At 70.1% G+C, this 15,383-nt stretch carries 12 protein-coding genes; 9 read left to right on the top strand and 3 right to left on the bottom strand.

Going from position 1 to position 15,383, the window contains the following annotated elements:
* Nucleotides 1-5 precede the first annotated feature (5 nt).
* Together dnaE and AAEX60_RS08510 are read left to right on the top strand one after the other, a co-directional pair.
* Entirely contained in the window at nucleotides 6-3,563 is a 3,558-nt protein-coding gene (gene dnaE / locus AAEX60_RS08505) for a DNA polymerase III subunit alpha (protein ID WP_342102658.1), read from the top strand.
* A 42-nt stretch (nucleotides 3,564-3,605) separates the two neighbouring features.
* Nucleotides 3,606-4,331, top strand: a complete 726-nt coding sequence (locus AAEX60_RS08510; protein WP_342102661.1) for a hypothetical protein — start codon at nucleotides 3,606-3,608, stop codon at nucleotides 4,329-4,331.
* On the opposite strand, the gene bluB is transcribed toward AAEX60_RS08510, so the two are convergent.
* From bluB to AAEX60_RS08525, 3 genes are all read right to left on the bottom strand, one after another.
* Entirely contained in the window at nucleotides 4,328-6,064 is a 1,737-nt protein-coding gene (gene bluB / locus AAEX60_RS08515) for a 5,6-dimethylbenzimidazole synthase (RefSeq protein ID WP_342102663.1), read from the bottom strand. The genes AAEX60_RS08510 and bluB overlap by 4 nt on opposite strands.
* Before the next feature lie 135 nt (nucleotides 6,065-6,199).
* Nucleotides 6,200-6,688 carry a Cys-tRNA(Pro) deacylase gene (ybaK, locus tag AAEX60_RS08520; protein WP_342102666.1) on the bottom strand — a complete coding sequence of 163 codons (489 nt, stop codon included), beginning with the start codon at nucleotides 6,686-6,688 and terminating at the stop codon, nucleotides 6,200-6,202.
* 10 nt (nucleotides 6,689-6,698) lie between these two features.
* On the bottom strand, nucleotides 6,699-7,451 hold the full coding sequence (locus AAEX60_RS08525; RefSeq protein WP_342102668.1) for a DUF554 domain-containing protein: 753 nt from the start codon (nucleotides 7,449-7,451) through the stop codon (nucleotides 6,699-6,701).
* A 95-nt stretch (nucleotides 7,452-7,546) separates the two neighbouring features.
* Between AAEX60_RS08525 and hisD the strand changes: the two genes are divergently transcribed.
* The 7 genes from hisD to AAEX60_RS08560 are packed head-to-tail and all read left to right on the top strand — an operon-like array spanning nucleotide 7,547 to nucleotide 15,374.
* Nucleotides 7,547-8,902 (top strand): histidinol dehydrogenase, encoded by a 1,356-nt coding sequence (gene hisD, locus AAEX60_RS08530; protein ID WP_446721296.1) that lies wholly within the window; start codon nucleotides 7,547-7,549, stop codon nucleotides 8,900-8,902.
* The gene (locus AAEX60_RS08535) at nucleotides 8,902-10,032 is read left to right on the top strand and encodes a histidinol-phosphate transaminase (RefSeq protein ID WP_342102669.1); all 1,131 of its coding nucleotides are present in this window, start codon (nucleotides 8,902-8,904) and stop codon (nucleotides 10,030-10,032) included. Before hisD ends, AAEX60_RS08535 begins: the two co-directional genes overlap by 1 nt.
* A complete protein-coding gene (gene hisB, locus AAEX60_RS08540; protein WP_342102671.1) occupies nucleotides 10,029-10,637 on the top strand; it encodes an imidazoleglycerol-phosphate dehydratase HisB in 609 nt (202 codons plus the stop codon). Before AAEX60_RS08535 ends, hisB begins: the two co-directional genes overlap by 4 nt.
* On the top strand, nucleotides 10,634-11,287 hold the full coding sequence (hisH, locus tag AAEX60_RS08545) for an imidazole glycerol phosphate synthase subunit HisH (protein ID WP_342102673.1): 654 nt from the start codon (nucleotides 10,634-10,636) through the stop codon (nucleotides 11,285-11,287). The genes hisB and hisH overlap by 4 nt, the downstream gene beginning before the upstream one ends.
* 9 nt (nucleotides 11,288-11,296) lie before the next feature.
* Nucleotides 11,297-12,034 (top strand): bifunctional 1-(5-phosphoribosyl)-5-((5-phosphoribosylamino)methylideneamino)imidazole-4-carboxamide isomerase/phosphoribosylanthranilate isomerase PriA, encoded by a 738-nt coding sequence (gene priA, locus AAEX60_RS08550; RefSeq protein ID WP_342102675.1) that lies wholly within the window; start codon nucleotides 11,297-11,299, stop codon nucleotides 12,032-12,034.
* Nucleotides 12,031-14,355 (top strand): HAD-IB family hydrolase, encoded by a 2,325-nt coding sequence (locus AAEX60_RS08555; RefSeq protein ID WP_342102676.1) that lies wholly within the window; start codon nucleotides 12,031-12,033, stop codon nucleotides 14,353-14,355. The genes priA and AAEX60_RS08555 overlap by 4 nt, the downstream gene beginning before the upstream one ends.
* Nucleotides 14,316-15,374: a GNAT family N-acetyltransferase gene (locus AAEX60_RS08560; RefSeq protein ID WP_342102678.1), complete on the top strand. Its 1,059-nt coding sequence runs from the start codon at nucleotides 14,316-14,318 to the stop codon at nucleotides 15,372-15,374. Before AAEX60_RS08555 ends, AAEX60_RS08560 begins: the two co-directional genes overlap by 40 nt.
* Nucleotides 15,375-15,383 lie beyond the last annotated feature (9 nt).

Genomic DNA, 15,383 nt, shown 5'->3' on the forward strand with positions numbered 1-15,383 from the left:
ACCCCATGGCTGACAACTTCGTCCACCTGCACACCCACACCGAGTACTCGATGCTGGACGGCGCCGCGAAGAACTCCAAGCTCTTCGCGGAGGTCGCCCGGCAGGGGATGCCGGCGATCGCGATGACCGACCACGGCAACATGTTCGGCGCCTATGAGTTCAACAAGCTCGGCAAGGACTACGACGAGGTCAAGGCGATCATCGGGATCGAGGCCTATGTCGCCCCGTCCTCGCGCCATTCCCGGGTGCAGGAGTACTGGGCGACCGGCCGGCATGACAATGGCGACGCCTCGGTGGAGGGCGGCAAGGATGTCTCCGGTGGTGGGCGCTACACCCACATGACCATGTGGGCGGCCAATGCCACCGGGCTGCGCAACCTGTTCCGGCTGAGCTCGTTGGCCAGCTTCGAGGGTTACTACATGAAGCCCCGGATGGACCGGGAGCTGATCAGCCAGTGGTCCGAAGGGATCATCGCCACCACCGGCTGCCCGTCGGGGGAGGTGCAGACCCGGCTGCGGCTGGGGCAGTTCGACGAGGCCGTCGCCGCGGCCGCCGCCTACCAGGAGATCTTCGGGAAGGAGAACTACTTCCTGGAGCTGATGGACCACGGCATCGACATCGAGCGCAGCGTCCGGGAGGACCTGCTGCGCGTCGCCAAGAAGCTCAGCATCCCGCTGCTGGCCACCAACGACTCGCACTACGTCACCGAGGACCAGGCCGACAGTCATGACGACCTGCTGTGCGTCGGCGTGGGCCGCAACAAGGACGATCCCAACCGCTTCCGCTTCAACGGTTCGGGCTACTACATCAAGAGCAACGAGGAGATGCGAAAGCTCTTCTCCGAACTGCCCGAGGCCTGCGACAACACCCTGGCGATCGCCGAGCGGATCGAGAGCTATGACGACGTGTTCAAGCACGTCGACCGGATGCCGCAGTTCGACGTGCCCGAGGGGGAGACCCAGGAGTCCTGGCTGCGCAAGAAGGTCACCGAGGGCATCACCCTGCGCTACGGCGAAAACCCGTCGCAGGAGGTGCTGGAGCGGGTCGAGACCGAACTGTCGGTGATCGAACCGCTGGGCTTCAGCTCCTACTTCCTGGTGGTTTCCGACATCTGCAACCAGGCCCGTGAGATGGGCGTGGCCGTCGGCCCGGGACGAGGATCGGCCGCCGGCTCGATGATCGCCTACCTGACCGGCATCATCCAGGTGGACCCGCTGGAACACGGCCTGCTGTTCGAGCGCTTCCTCAACCCGGAGCGGATCAGCCCGCCCGACATCGACCTGGACTTCGACGACCGCAAGCGGGACAAGGTCATCGACTACGTCACCACCAAGTACGGCGAGGCCTACACCAGCCAGGTCAACACCTTCGGCACCATCAAGGCGAAGGCCGCCGTCAAGGACGCCAACCGCATCCTGGGCTATCCCTTCGGCCTGGGGGACAAGATCACCAAGGCGATGCCCGCCGACGTGATGGGCAAGGGCGTCCCGCTCAAGGACCTGTTCAATGAGCAGCACCCCCGCTACGCCGAGGGCATGGAGATCCGCGAGCTCTACAACACCCAGGCCGACGTCAAGAAGGTGATCGACACCGGGATGGGCCTGGAGGGCCTGATCCGCGGCACCGGCGTGCACGCCTGCGCCTTCATCCTGTCCAGCGAGAAGCTGCTCGACGTGATCCCGATGCACAAGCGGGACAAGGACGGCATGATCATCGCCGGCTTCGCCTATCCTCAGCTCGAGGAAATGGGCCTGATGAAGATGGACTTCCTGGGCCTGCGCAACCTGGGCATCATGGACCACGCCGTCCAGATCATCAAGCGCAACCAGGGCATCGACGTCGACGTGTCCACCCTGGCCCTGGACGATGAGAAGACCTACCAGCTGCTGGCCCGTGGCGACACGCTGGGCGTCTTCCAGCTGGACGGTGGCGCCATGCGCTCCCTGCTGCGCCAGATGGGGCCCACCGGCTTCGACGACATCACCGCCGTGCTGGCCCTCTACCGGCCGGGCCCGATGGGCGCCAATGCCCACATTGCCTACGCCGAACGCAAGAACGGCCGGCAGGAGATCATCCCGATCCACCCGGAGCTCAAGGACGCCCTGGACCCGCTGATCGGTGACACCTTCCACCTGATCGTCTACCAGGAACAGATCATGGCCATCGCGCGGGCGCTGGCCGGCTACACCCTGGGCGGCGCCGACCTGCTGCGCCGCGCGATGGGCAAGAAGAAGCCCGAGATCCTGGCCAAGGAGTTCAACCACTTCCAGGAGGGCATGCGCGGCAACGGCTACTCCGATGCCGCCATCCAGACCCTGTGGGACGTGATGGTCCCGTTCGCCGGCTACGCCTTCAACAAGTCCCACGCCGCCGGCTACGCCCTGGTCTCCTACTGGACGGCCTGGCTGAAGGCCAACTACCCGGCCGAGTACGGGGCCGCGCTGCTCACGTCGGTGGGCGACGACAAGGACAAGATGGCGATGTACCTGGGCGACATGCGCGCCCAGCGGATCAAGGTGTTGCCGCCCGACGTGAACTCCTCGGAGCTGGAGTTCACCGCCGTCGGACCCGACATCCGCTTCGGGCTGGGCGCCATCCGCAATGTCGGTGACCACGTGGTGGCCGGCATCGTCCAGGCCCGCGAGGAGCACGGCGCCTACACCGATTTCTACGACTTCCTGGACAAGGTGCCGCTGCAGGTCTGCAACAAGCGGATGATCGAGTCCCTGATCAAGGCCGGCGCCTTCGACGGGCTGGGGCACTCCCGTCGGGCATTGATGAGCATCTTCGAGGCCGCGGTCGACCAGGTGCTGGACCTCAAGCGCAACCAGGCCAATGGCCAGGACGACCTGTTTGGCGACTTCGGGCTGGCCGCCGACGAGCCCGAGGTGCAGCAGCACCACGAGACGGTGCCGGACCTGCCCGACTGGGACAAGCGCACCAAGCTGGCCTTCGAGCGGGAGATGCTGGGCCTCTACGTCTCCGACCACCCGTTGCAGGGCCTGGAGCACATCCTGGAGTCCGAACGCGACATCTCCATCGGCAACCTGATTGCCCCCGACGGGCCGAAGGAGGGGATGATGACCATTGCCGGCATGATCACCTCCATCCAGCGCAAGCAGACCAAGACCGGTGCCATCTGGGCCATCCTGCAGGTGGAGGACCTGGAGGCGTCGGTGAACGTGATGTGCTTCCCCAAGGTCTACGAGCAGATCCAGATGCACCTGGCCACGGACCAGGTGGTGCGGGTCAAGGGCCGGATCCGGGAGAAGGAGGAGTCGGTGGAGCTCCACTGCCAGGAGCTGTCCATCCCGGACATCTCCGACGGCCCCAGCGGCCCGGTGGTGATCCAGCTCCCGGCCGGCCGGTGCACCCCGCCGGTGGTGGACCAGCTCAAGGAGGTGCTGCACAGCCATCCGGGGATGACCGAGGTGCGGCTGCGCCTGGTGACCCAGCAGCACAAGACCCTGTTCCGGCTGGATGACACCCTGCGGGTCACGGCCTCCCAGCCGCTGATGGCGGACCTGAAGGCGCTGCTCGGCCCGTCCTGCCTGGCCGGGTGACGGGGGGATAGAGTGACGGCACCAATCGAGAGGGGTGAGCCGGTGACGCACGTCGATCCTGCGCCGGGGCTGGTGGGCACGGGCGCAACCAGCCTGGCCTCGGCCAGCCCGGAGGACGTCGAGGTGCTGCAGGGCGAGGCCTACGCGCCCCAGCCGCGGCTGCCCCGCTTCACCCGGGTGGTGGTCAGCCCGCGGACCCGGGGGATCCTGGTCTTCGTCCTGCTGGCCATGCTGGTGGGTTCCCTGACCGGTTTGCTGTGGAAGCTGGCCACCCACCTGCCCAGCTACCAGGTGGACGCCGAGGGCAATGCCACCATCTCGGAGCGGGGGCTGACGCAGGTCTTCAATGCCGACGCCTGGTTCTGCCTGTTCGGGGCCGTGATCGGCACCGTGATCGGAGTGCTGGTCTGGCGCTGGTTCCGTCGCCTCGGCTGGACCGTGGTGCCGCTGGCCATTGCGTCGGCCAGCCTGAGCGGCCTGCTGTGCTGGTGGGTCGGGATGCTGCTGGGCCCGCACGACTTCCGGTCCCGGATTGCCCGCGCCAATGCCGGGGACCAGGTGCCGATCGACTTCCAGCTGCACACCTGGTCCGCCATCCTGGTCTGGCCCTTCTTCGCCACCATCCCGGTGCTGCTGTACTCCTCGCTGGGCCGCGACGACCAGCTCCGGACCAGCGCCCGGCTTCGCAGACCCAACCAGCCGGCCCCGGCCGACGAAGTGGCGTCGGAGCCGGCCCCCAGCACCCCGGTGCCGCCGCCGGCCGGCTAGCGGGTACGCGCCACCAGCCGTCGGATCTGCTGCCCCTGCAGCAGCAGCGAGGCGGCCAGGCAGCCGCCCACGCCCTCCCCGCTGCGCAGCCGCAGCGCCAGCAGCGGCTCCAGGCCCAGCTCGGTGAGCACCGCCGCATGGGCCCGTTCCCGGCTCTGCTGCCCGGCCACCAGGTAGGCCTGCGCCCCCGGCTCCAGCCGGACCGCCAGCAGCGCGGCGACGCTGGTGGCCAGCCCGTCCAGCAGCACGACGGCCTGCTGCTGGGTGGCGCCCAGCACCACCCCGGCCAGGACCGCGAACTCGCCGCCGCCCAGTGCCGCCACCAGCCGCAGCGGATCGTCGTGGCCGGGCTGACCGCGCCAGCGGGCCAGTGCCCGGGCCACCACCTGACGCTTGCGGGCCAGCATGTCCGCGTCGGCCGCGGTGCCCAGACCCACCGCCTCGTCGGGTTGGAGGTCCAGCAGCGCGGCGGCCAGGGCGGCCGCGACGGTGGTGTTGCCGATGCCCACCTCACCCAGCACCACCAGCCCGTCGCGCGCGGCCTCGACGCCCAGTGCCCGGCCGGCCTCCACCAGCCGGGTGGCGTCCGACAGGCCCAGGGCGTCGGCATCGGTGAGATTGCCGCGTGGCCCCTGGGGCCGGGCCGGCCGCGCACCGCCCACCGGGGTCTCGACCCCGGCATCCACCACCAGGCTGCGCAGGCCGGCGCCGGTGGCGCTCACCACACCCATCCCGGTGCCCTCGACATTGGCGCCCAGCACGTCCCGGGTGACCCGCGGTTCGAAGGAGCTGATCCGGTGCTCGGTGACGGGATGGTCGGCGCCCACCAGCACCAGGCAGCCACCGTCGATTCCCTGCGGACGGACGGCCTCCGCCCGGTTCAGTGCCCGGTCCAGCACGCCCAGCGAGCCCGGCGTCGTGAGCAGGTCATCGGCATCATCGGTGGCCCCCACCATCCGCTGCTGGTCCGGGGCGCGCAGGTGGCTCGTCGGGGCCGGCGGTTCCTCACCGGGCCAGCGGTCGCGCAGCAGCACGTCGTCCACCGGCAGCTTCTTTGACCAGGCCAGGCGTTCCAGGCCGGGGGAGGGCGGGCGTTCGTCGGGCCAGCCCAGGCACAGCCAGCCCAGGGTCTCGACACCCTCGGGCAGGCCCAGCAGGGCCGCCAGCTCCTCGGGCTGGAAGAGGGTGACCCAGCCCATGCCCAGCCCGTGGGCCCGGGCGGTCAGCCAGATGTTCTCGATGGCCGCGGCACAGCTCCACATGTCGGCATCGGTGAAGGTGGCCCGGCCCAGCACCCCGACGGCCGGGGTGCGCCGGTCACAGGCCACCACCAGGCCCAGCGGCGCCTCCCGCAGGCCCTCCAGCTTCAGGTCCAGCAGCTGCTGGCCGCGTTCGGGTGCCAGCTGGGCGGCCTGCCACAACCTGGACTTGTCGGCCATGGCCGCGGCCCGGTCCCGCAGCTCGGCATCCTCGACGACGATGAAACGCCACGGCTGGCTGTGGCCCACCGACGGACCGGCGTGGCCCGCCGCCACCAGCGTGCGGACCAGCTCCTCGGGCACCGGGTCCGGCCGGAAGCGGCGGATGTCGCGACGGGCGGTGAGCACCCGGTCAAGGGCGTCGATGGTCTGCTGGTCGAAGGCCCAGCCCCGCGGATCGGTGGCGCGCTCGTGCGCGGCTGAGGTGTCCCCGACGAGGGGAACCGGACGGGGGAAGGAGGTGCGTTCAGCCATGTCACCAACCTATTGACCCCCTGATGGCGCCCGGCAGGCGGGCTGGGGGAATGGGTCAGGCGCTGGCTCCATAGCGTTGACGGGCAGCCTCACCGCTGGTGCCGATGGCGTCCCCCAGCTCCCGCCAGGGGGTGCTCAGGGCTGTCGCGCGATCGGCGCGAACTGGGCGCCGGTGACCCGGGCCAGGTCGGTGGGGGAGAGCTGCACCTGCAGGCCCCGTTTCCCGGCCGAGACCATGATCGTCGCGAAGGTCTGCGCGGACGCGTCGATCACCGTCGGCAGGGCCTTCTTCTGGCCCAGCGGCGAGATGCCGCCCACCACGTACCCGGTGGTGCGCTCGGCCAGGGCATGGTCGGCCAGGGCCGCCTTCTTGGCGCCGGCGGCCGCGGCCAGGGCCTTCAGGTCCAGCTGCTGCGCGACGGGGACCACCGCCACCACCAGGGGGGCCGTGCCGCCGGTGCAGGCCACCACCAGGGTCTTGAAGACCTGGCGCGGATCCTGGCCCAGTGCCGCCACCGCCTCCTCGCCGAAGTGGGTGTTGCCGGGGTCATGGTCATAGGGGAGCAGGGTGTGTGGCACCCGGGCGCGCTGGAGCGCCTTGGTGGCTGGTGTTCCGGTGGCCACGACGGTCCTTTCAGGAGGCGAGCTGGACGAACCAGACGAACAGGGGAGCGCACACCAGCGCGGGCAGCATGTCGGCGACCCGCAGGGGCTTGAGCCCCATCAGCCGGACGGCGAGGGCCATCAGGATCACCCCGCCGGCCACGGTCAGCGCGTCGATCTGGGCCGGGGGCAGCACGTCCCCCAGCAGGGCCCCGACGATGGTGAGCGTGCCCTGGTAGAGCGCCACGGCGACGGCGGACAGCATCACGCCCACGCCCAGGGAGGAGGCGAAGGCCACCGAGGCGAAACCGTCCAGGACGGCCTTGACCAGCAGCTGCTCCGAGCCGCGGCCCAGCCCGTCGGACAGGGCCCCGAGGATGGACAGCGGCCCCACGCAGAAGACCAGCGTCGCGGTGACGAAGCCGTCGACGAAGCGATGATCTCCTTCGGCCCCCACCCGGCCCCGGATCCAGCGGCCGAGGTCATCCATCCGCTCCTCCAGCCGGAGCACGGAGCCGATCAGGGCACCGACCACCAGGGCCAGCAGGATCACCACCAGGGCGGCGCCATTGCCCACCGCCTCGTTCAGCGTGGGCTGCAGCAGCGGGCGCACGGACAGGGCGCCGATCACCAGCACCACCAGGGAGAGCACGTCGGTGATGGTGGCGGCGGTGCGCTGGCTCAACCGCCCGCCCAGGGCCAGGCCGGCCAGCGAGCCGAGGACGATGAGCAGCACATTGACCGCCGTGCCCACCCCGATGAAGCCGTGCTGCAGGAATTCCACCCCCGTATCCCACCACAGCCCGGCCGTCGGGCCTGCGCCATGCCAGCGGGTGGAAGCCGACGGGAATTGTCGGTGGCCCAAACTAGACTCGGTCCGTGCCTGAGAACCAGCTTCTGCGAACCCTAGACCTGACCGCCGCCGGCGCCGACGGCTCCGCCTTCGACTACCGGGCCGCGGTGCCGCGCGCCAGCTTCGACGTCGAGCATGCCGTGGCCGCGGTCCGTCCCATCTGCGATGCCGTCGCCGACGAGGGTGAGGCCGCGCTGGTGCGCTTCGCGCAGCAGTTCGACAAGGTGACCCCGCAACACCTGCGGGTCCCGGCCGAGGAGCTGGCCCGGTGCGCCGAGCAGCTGGACCCCGAGCTGCGGGCGGCCTTCGAGGAATCGATCACCCGGCGACGGCAGGTGTGCGAGCTGGCGGAGAAGGAGACCACCTCGCCCAGCATCACCGTCGCGCCGGGCGCCACCGTGGCGCAGCGCATCATCCCGGTGCAGCGGGTGGGCCTGTACGTGCCCGGTGGGCTGGCGCCGCTGGCCAGCTCCGTGATCATGAATGTGGTGCCGGCCCAGGTGGCCGGGGTGTCCTCGATTGCCGTGACCAGTCCGCCGCAGGCCGAGTTCGGTGGCCTGCCGCACCCCAACATCCTGGCCCTGTGCCACATCCTGGGGATCGACGAGGTCTACGCCGTCGGCGGCGCCCAGGCCATCGCCATGTTCGCGTACGGGGTGCCCGGCCTGTGCGAGCGGGTGGACATGGTCACCGGACCCGGCAACATCTACGTCGTGGCGGCCAAGCGGCTGTTGCGCGGGCTGGTGGGCATCGACTCCGAGGCCGGCCCCACCGAGATCATGATCCTGGCCGACGACAGCGCGGACCCGGAGCACGTGGCCGCCGACCTGATCAGCCAGGCCGAGCACGACCCGATGGCCGGCTCGGTGCTGGTCACCGACTCGGTGGACCTGGCCAACCGGGTGCAGGAGGCCACCGCCCGGCAGGCGGCCGCCACCCGGCACGCCGAGCGGGTGCGCACCGCCCTGACCGGGCAGCAGTCCGGCGTGGTGCTGGTGCGGGACCTGGAGCAGGGCCTGTTGGTCTGCGACGCCTATGCCGCCGAGCACCTGGAGGTGCAGACCCGGCATGCGGCCGCCTGGGCGGCCCGGGTGCGCAATGCCGGTGCCATCTTCGTCGGCAGCTGGTCCCCGGTCTCCCTGGGGGACTACTCCGCCGGCTCCACCCACGTCCTGCCGACGGCGGGCTGCGCCTGCCACAGCTCCGGGCTGAGCGTGCGCAGCTTCATGAAGGCCGTGCACGTCATCAACTATGACCAACAGGCGCTGCTGGACCTGGCCGACGCGGTGGAGACCTTCGCCCTGGCCGAGAACCTGCCCGGGCATGCCAATGCCATCACCGTGCGTCGGGGCAGCGTCGAGCAGCCCGCCCGGGAGCAGTGATGAACGAGCCGATCACCCCGATCGCCCTGGACCAGCTGCCGCTGCGCCCCGAGCTGGTGGGGGAGGAGCCCTATGGCGCCCCCCAGCTGGACGTGCCGGTGTGCCTGAACGTCAACGAGAACCCGTACCCGCCCAGTGACCGGGTGCGCGAGCAGATGGGGCGGGCGGTGGCCGAATCCGCCCGCGGCATGAACCGTTACCCGGACCGGGAGGCCACCCGGCTGCGCACCGCGCTGGCCGGCTACCTGGGCTTCGGGCTGGGGGCGGACAACATCTGGGCCGCCAACGGGTCCAATGAGGTGATGACGCACCTGCTGCAGGCCTTCGGCGGCCCGGGCCGGACGCTGCTGGCCTTCAGCCCCACCTACTCGATGTACCCGGAGTACGCCCGCAACACGTTGACCCACTATGTCGCGGTGCCGCGCACCGCGGACTTCCGGGTGGAGGCCGACGCGGTGCTGGCCGCCGTCGAGGAACACCGGGCCGACATCATCCTGATCACCACCCCGAACAACCCGACTGGCACCACCACCCCGGTGAGCGTGATCGACGAGATCTGCACCCGGCTGGCCGAGGTGCGGCCGGACTGCATGGTGGTGGTGGACGAGGCCTACCAGGAGTTCACCGAGGTGCCGGAGGACTCGGCCCTGGCCCTGCTGCCGCGCCACCAGCACCTGGTGGTCAGCCGCACCATGAGCAAGGCCTTCGCCTATGCCGGTGGCCGGCTGGGCTACCTGGCGGCCACCCCCGCCGTCGTCGACGCCTGCCGGATTGTCCGGCTGCCCTACCACCTGTCCGTGGCGGCGCAGGAGATTGCCCTGGTGGCGCTGGCCAATGCCGACGAGATGCTGCACCGCGTGGCTGACCTGCGGGAACAGTGCCAGCTGCTGCAGCAGTGGCTGCGGGAGCAGGGCCTGGACGTGGTGCCCAGCCAGGCCAACTTCTGCCTGTTCGGCCGCTTCCTCGATCGGCACGACGTCTGGCAGAAGCTGCTGGACCGGGGCGTGCTGATCCGCGAGACCGGCCCGGCCGGCTACCTGCGGGTCTCGGCCGGCACCCCGGAGGAGATGGCGGCCTTCCGCACCGCCCTGACCGAGATCCTGCCCACCGTCACCCAGGAGATGCCATGAGCCGCACCGCCACCGTCGAGCGAGCCACCAGCGAGTCCGCCATCCGGGTCAGCGTGAACCTGGACGGCACCGGGCGCAGCACCATCAGCACCGGCGTCGGCTTCTATGACCACATGCTGACCGCGCTGAGCAAGCACTCCGGGATCGACCTGGAGGTCAGCTGCACCGGCGACGTGCACATCGACGGCCACCACAGCGTGGAGGACACCGCGATCGCGCTGGGCCAGGCGATCAGGCAGGCGCTGGGCGACAAGTCCGGGATCACCCGCTACGGGGACGCGATGGTGCCGCTGGACGAGGCGCTGGCCCAGTGCGTCGTCGACGTCGCCGGCCGTCCCTACTGCGTCTGCACCGGGGAGCCCGAGGGGCAGGTCTATGCCCTGATCGGCGGCTCCGGCGTGCCCTACGCGGGCTCCATGACCTACCACGTCTTCGAGTCCCTGGCCCTCAACGCGGGGCTGTGCATCCACCTGAGGCTGCTGGCCGGGCGGGACCCGCACCACATCGTCGAGGCGGAGTTCAAGGCGCTCGCCCGGGCGCTGCGCGCCGCCGTCGCTCCGGACCCCAGGGTACAGGGCATCCCCAGCACCAAGGGCGCGCTGTGAACTCGCCGGGCCAGCCCGCGCGCTTCCCGAAGGTCGCGGTCCTGGACTACGGCTCCGGGAACCTGCACTCCGCCTGTCGCGCGCTGGAGGCGGCCGGGGCGCGGGTGGTGCTGGGCAGCAGCCACGACGAGTTGCTGCGCTGTGACCGGCTGGTGGTGCCGGGTGTGGGCGCCTTCGCCGCCTGCATGCGGGGCCTGCGGGCCGTCGGTGGGGATGACCTGGTGCATCGCTGGGTGGCGGCGGGCCGGCCGCTGCTGGGGATCTGCGTCGGCCACCAGATCCTGTTCGAGCGTGGTCTGGAACACGGGCACGACACGCCCGGCCTGGGAATCCTGCCCGGAACCGTGGAACGGCTCACCTCCGCCCGGCTGCCGCACATGGGGTGGAATGGGGTGGAGGTGGCCGCGGGCAGTCGGCTGCTGGCCGGACTGGCCCAGGAGCGCTTCTACTTCGTGCATTCCTACGGCGTGCACGCCACGGGGGACACCGCGTCGGTGACCTGGGCGGAGCACGACGGCGACCGCTTCGTGGCCGCCACCGAACGGGACGGGGTGTGCAGCACCCAGTTCCATCCGGAGAAGTCCGGCGCCGCCGGTGCCGGACTGTTGACCAACTGGTTGTCCCTCGGGGACAACACGACGATGGGCTAGGGTTCAGTCGTGAATTCTCTTGTTCTGCTTCCCGCCGTAGATGTCCAGAACGGGCAGGCCGTACAGCTTGTCCAGGGTGTGGCCGGCTCCGAGAAGGTCTTCGGAGACCCGCTGGAGGCCGCCAGCCGATGGCAGGGCGAAGGCGCCGAATGGATCCACCTGGTGGACCTCGATGCCGCCTTCGGTCGTGGCAGCAACTACGAGGTGCTGGCCCGGATCGTCGACGAACTGCACATCAACGTGGAGATGTCCGGTGGCATCCGCGACGACGCCAGCCTGGAGCGCGCCCTGCAGGCCGGGGCCCGACGGGTGAACGTCGGCACCGCTGCCCTGGAGAACCCGGAGTGGTGCGAGCGGATCATCAAGGAGCACGGTGACCGGGTGGCGATCGGTCTGGACGTGAAGGGCACCCGGTTGGCCGCCCGCGGCTGGACCACCGAGGGTGGTGACCTGTTCGAAACCCTGGAGCGGCTCAATGCCGCCGGCTGCCAGCGCTACGTGGTCACCGACGTGGCCAGCGATGGCATGCTGACCGGTCCCAATCTGGAACTGCTGGGGCAGGTCTGCGCCCGCACCGAGGCCGCCGTGGTGGCCAGCGGCGGCATCTCCACCCTGGACGACCTGCGTCAGCTGCGCGGGCTGGTTCCGATCGGCGTGGAGGGTGCCATCGTCGGGACCGCCCTGTACGTCGGCAACTTCACCCTGCCCGAGGCGCTGGCCGCCGCCACCGGCGAGGCCGAGCGATGACGGCGCTGCTGCAGGGTGGCCGGCTGCGCGAGGAACTCGCCGGCAAGAAGATCGTGATGACCGGCGTGACCGGCTTCATCGGGGAGCAGATCCTGTGGAAGATCCTCACCGAGCTGCCCGACACCCGGGCCGTGGTGCTGGTCCGCCCCAAGGGCTCGGTCACCGCGCGGGACCGCGTCGTGTCCCTGCTGAAGAAGCCCATCTTCAAGGAGCTGGCCGAGGCCGCCGGCGGGGCCGACGCGCTGTGCGAGAACCGGGTGGACGTGCTCTCCGGGGACCTGCCGAATGTGCCCGAGCTGCCGCGGGACCTGGATGTGGTGATCCATTGCGCCGGTGATGTCAGCTTCGACCCGCCGATCGATTCCGCCTTCAAGACCAATGTGCTGGGCACCCAGGCGCTGATGGAGGCCATGCTGGCCGCCTGCCGGGACGAGCAGGGCACCCTGGCCCGGATCCCGCACTATGTGCACATTTCCACCGCCTACACGGCGGGCCGGCGTCGTGGCGCCATTCCCGAGGCAGCGCATGAACACGACGTCGACTACCGCGAGGAAACCCGGCAGGCCCTGGCCATGGGCGAGCTGGTGGAGGCCCAGAGCCGCACCTCCGAGCAGCTGGCGGAGCTGCGCAAGCAGGCGGAGCGGGAGCACCGCCAGGCCGGCTTCCTCACCACCGCCGAGGACACGGAACGACGCCGGCAGGCGTGGGTCAAAGCCAAGCTGGTGGAGGCCGGCACCGAGCGTGCCCGCTCCCTGGGTTGGACCGATGTCTACACCTTCGCCAAGGCGATGGGGGAACGGGTCGTGGCGGACCTGGGCAAGGACATCAAGGTCTCGATCGTGCGGCCCGCCATCGTGGAGTCCAGTCTGGTGCACCCCTACCCGGGGTGGATCGAGGGCTTCAAGATGGCCGACCCGATCATCTTGGCCTATGGCAAGGGGCAGCTTAAGGAGTTCCCGGCCTCTCCCGACGCGGCCCTGGACATCGTGCCCTGTGACCACGTGGTGAACGCCATCGTCGCGGTCTGCGCCACCCAACCGGAGATCGGCCAGCCGGAGTTCTACCACTGCTCCACCGGTGCCCGGAACCCGATGACCTTCCGGGAGATCTACGAGTACATCCGGGAGTACTTCAGCCAGCATCCCTATACCCGCTCCGACGGGACGGTCGCGCCGCTGGCCACCTGGAAGTTCCCCGGCGAGCAGCCCGTGGAGCGTTTCCTCAAAGTTGCCGAGCAGGCGCACAAGGTGGGCAATCGCGCGCTCAGCTGGGCCCCCCGCGGCAAGTACACCCGGCAGGCGGCCACCGCGCTGGACAAGCAGGGCAAGAGCCTCAGTTTCCTGCGTCGCTACCTCAGCCTGTACGGGGAGTACCTGCAGTCCCAGGTGCACTTCGTCGACGACCGGACCATGGCTCTGCACAATTCGCTGCATCCCGAGGACGTGGCCGCCTTCGCCTTCGACACCTCGGCGGTGGACTGGCGCACCTACATGATGGAGATCCACACTCCGGCGATCACCGATCCGGTGCGTCGGCTGGAGGCGCTGCGCAACCGTCGCGGCAAGCCTTCCAGCACCTACAAGGAGCTCAAGCCCGCGGAGCCGGGCACCGTGCTGGCCGCCTTCGACCTGGACGGCACCGTGATGGACACCAATGTGGTGGAGACCTATCTGTGGGCTCGGTTGCCCGACCTGTCCCCGGCGGGGCGGGTGCGGGAACTGGCCGAGGTGGCGGCCTCGCTGCCCGGCTACCTGGGGGCGGATCGTCGGGACCGGGCCACCTTCCTGCGCTCCATCTACCGTCGCTACGCCGGCATGGAGATGAGCCGGCTGGAGGCCTATGTGGACCAGCAGATGGCGCCCTTCGTCAAGGATCGGCTCTCCCCGCAGGCCATTGCCCGGATCCAGGAGCACCGCGATGCCGGGCACGTCACCATCCTGATGACCGGCGTGATCCGGCCGCTGACCCGGCCCCTGGAGGACCTGTTCGACGTGATCGTCGCGTCGGAGCTGGTGGTGGATGACAACGGCATCTGCACCGGCTTCCTGGCACAGCCACCGATGGTGGGCGAGTCCCGCTCCGCCTGGCTGCGACACCACGCCGCCCAGCACGGGATCGACCTCGCCCAGTCCTATGCCTATGCCGACAGCCACGTGGACCTGCCGATGCTCAATGCCGTCGGCAATCCGGTGGCGGTGCAACCCGACGTCGGCCTGCTACGTGCCGCCCGCAAGGGTGGTTGGAGCGTGGTGGACTGGCACGCCAGCCCCTCGATCCAGCGGTGGCGGCTGCCCCGCCGGGCCGAGAACCCCGGGAACTGACCAGCGGCGTGGACCCCTTCGTCGGGGGCGGCCTGGAATGGAGCGCCCTGGTAGCCGAGGACCTCGAGCAGCTCGCTGAACTGCGGACTGCCATCGAGTACTTCGACGACCCCGTGGAGCGGCTCAGCCTGGCCGAGCTGGAGGAGTACTTCTCCGCGCCAGGAGCCACCCCCGAGGCCGATGCCGTGGTGGGCCGGGACAAGGGCGGCACCATCGTCGCCTATGGCTGGAACCACATCCGCGGTCTGGACGTGGGCGAGCCCCAGGTCTGGCTGGATGGTGGCGTGCACCCCGCCTGGCGACACCAGCAGCTGGGGCGACGGCTGCTGGAGTGGCAGGTGGCCCGGGCCCAGGAGTGGTTCGACGAGATCCGGCTGGAGCACCCGGAGCTGAACCGGCTGCTGCTCACCCGCTTCGTGGAACAGAAGGCGGGCACCCACGCCCACATGATGGAGGCGGCGGGATTCACCGCGCGTCGCTGGTACTTCGACATGCACCGCACCTTCGCCGACGACAATGGGCCGCGGATCCTGCCGTCGATGCCGCGCACGGACGGGATCGGGTTGCAGCCCTACCATCCGCACTTCAGCGAGCAGGTGCGGCTGGCGCACAATGAGGCCTTCGCCGACGTGCCCGGCGTGCATGCCGTCTCCCGCGCCGCCTGGGAGCACTCGATGCGGCGCCGGGCCGCCCGGCCCGAATGGTCCTGGGTGGCCACCGTCGACGGGCAGGTGGTGGGCTACGCAATGAACAGCGCCTACGTGCAGGACTGGGAGGCCCAGAGCTTCTCCGAGGGGTGGACCGACCGGCTCGGTGTGCGGCCCGCATGGCGGGGGCACAATGTGGGCTCGGCGCTGCTGATCGCGTCGATGCGCACCTTCCTGGACGCCGGCTTGGACGGTGCCGGGGTGGGCGTCGACACCACCGACCCCGGCGGGGCGGTGCTGCTCTTCGAGTCGGTGGGCTACGAGGCGGAGGAGATGGTGGTGCTCTACGGCCGGGAGCTGGTGGCCGGCTGACCGCCGGTT

The sequence above is a fragment of the Luteococcus sp. H101 genome (genome assembly GCF_038433155.1).
Taxonomy (GTDB): domain Bacteria; phylum Actinomycetota; class Actinomycetes; order Propionibacteriales; family Propionibacteriaceae; genus Luteococcus.

Bases quoted from the DNA above. Each gene is read 5' to 3' on its own strand.
- hisB (WP_342102671.1), top strand. From the start codon at position 10,029: ATGAGCCGCACCGCCACCGTCGAGCGAGCCACCAGCGAGTCCGCCATC.
- bluB (WP_342102663.1), bottom strand. From the start codon at position 6,064: ATGGCTGAACGCACCTCCTTCCCCCGTCCGGTTCCCCTCGTCGGGGAC.
- dnaE (WP_342102658.1), top strand. From the start codon at position 6: ATGGCTGACAACTTCGTCCACCTGCACACCCACACCGAGTACTCGATG.
- AAEX60_RS08555 (WP_342102676.1), top strand. From the start codon at position 12,031: ATGACGGCGCTGCTGCAGGGTGGCCGGCTGCGCGAGGAACTCGCCGGC.
- AAEX60_RS08535 (WP_342102669.1), top strand. From the start codon at position 8,902: ATGAACGAGCCGATCACCCCGATCGCCCTGGACCAGCTGCCGCTGCGC.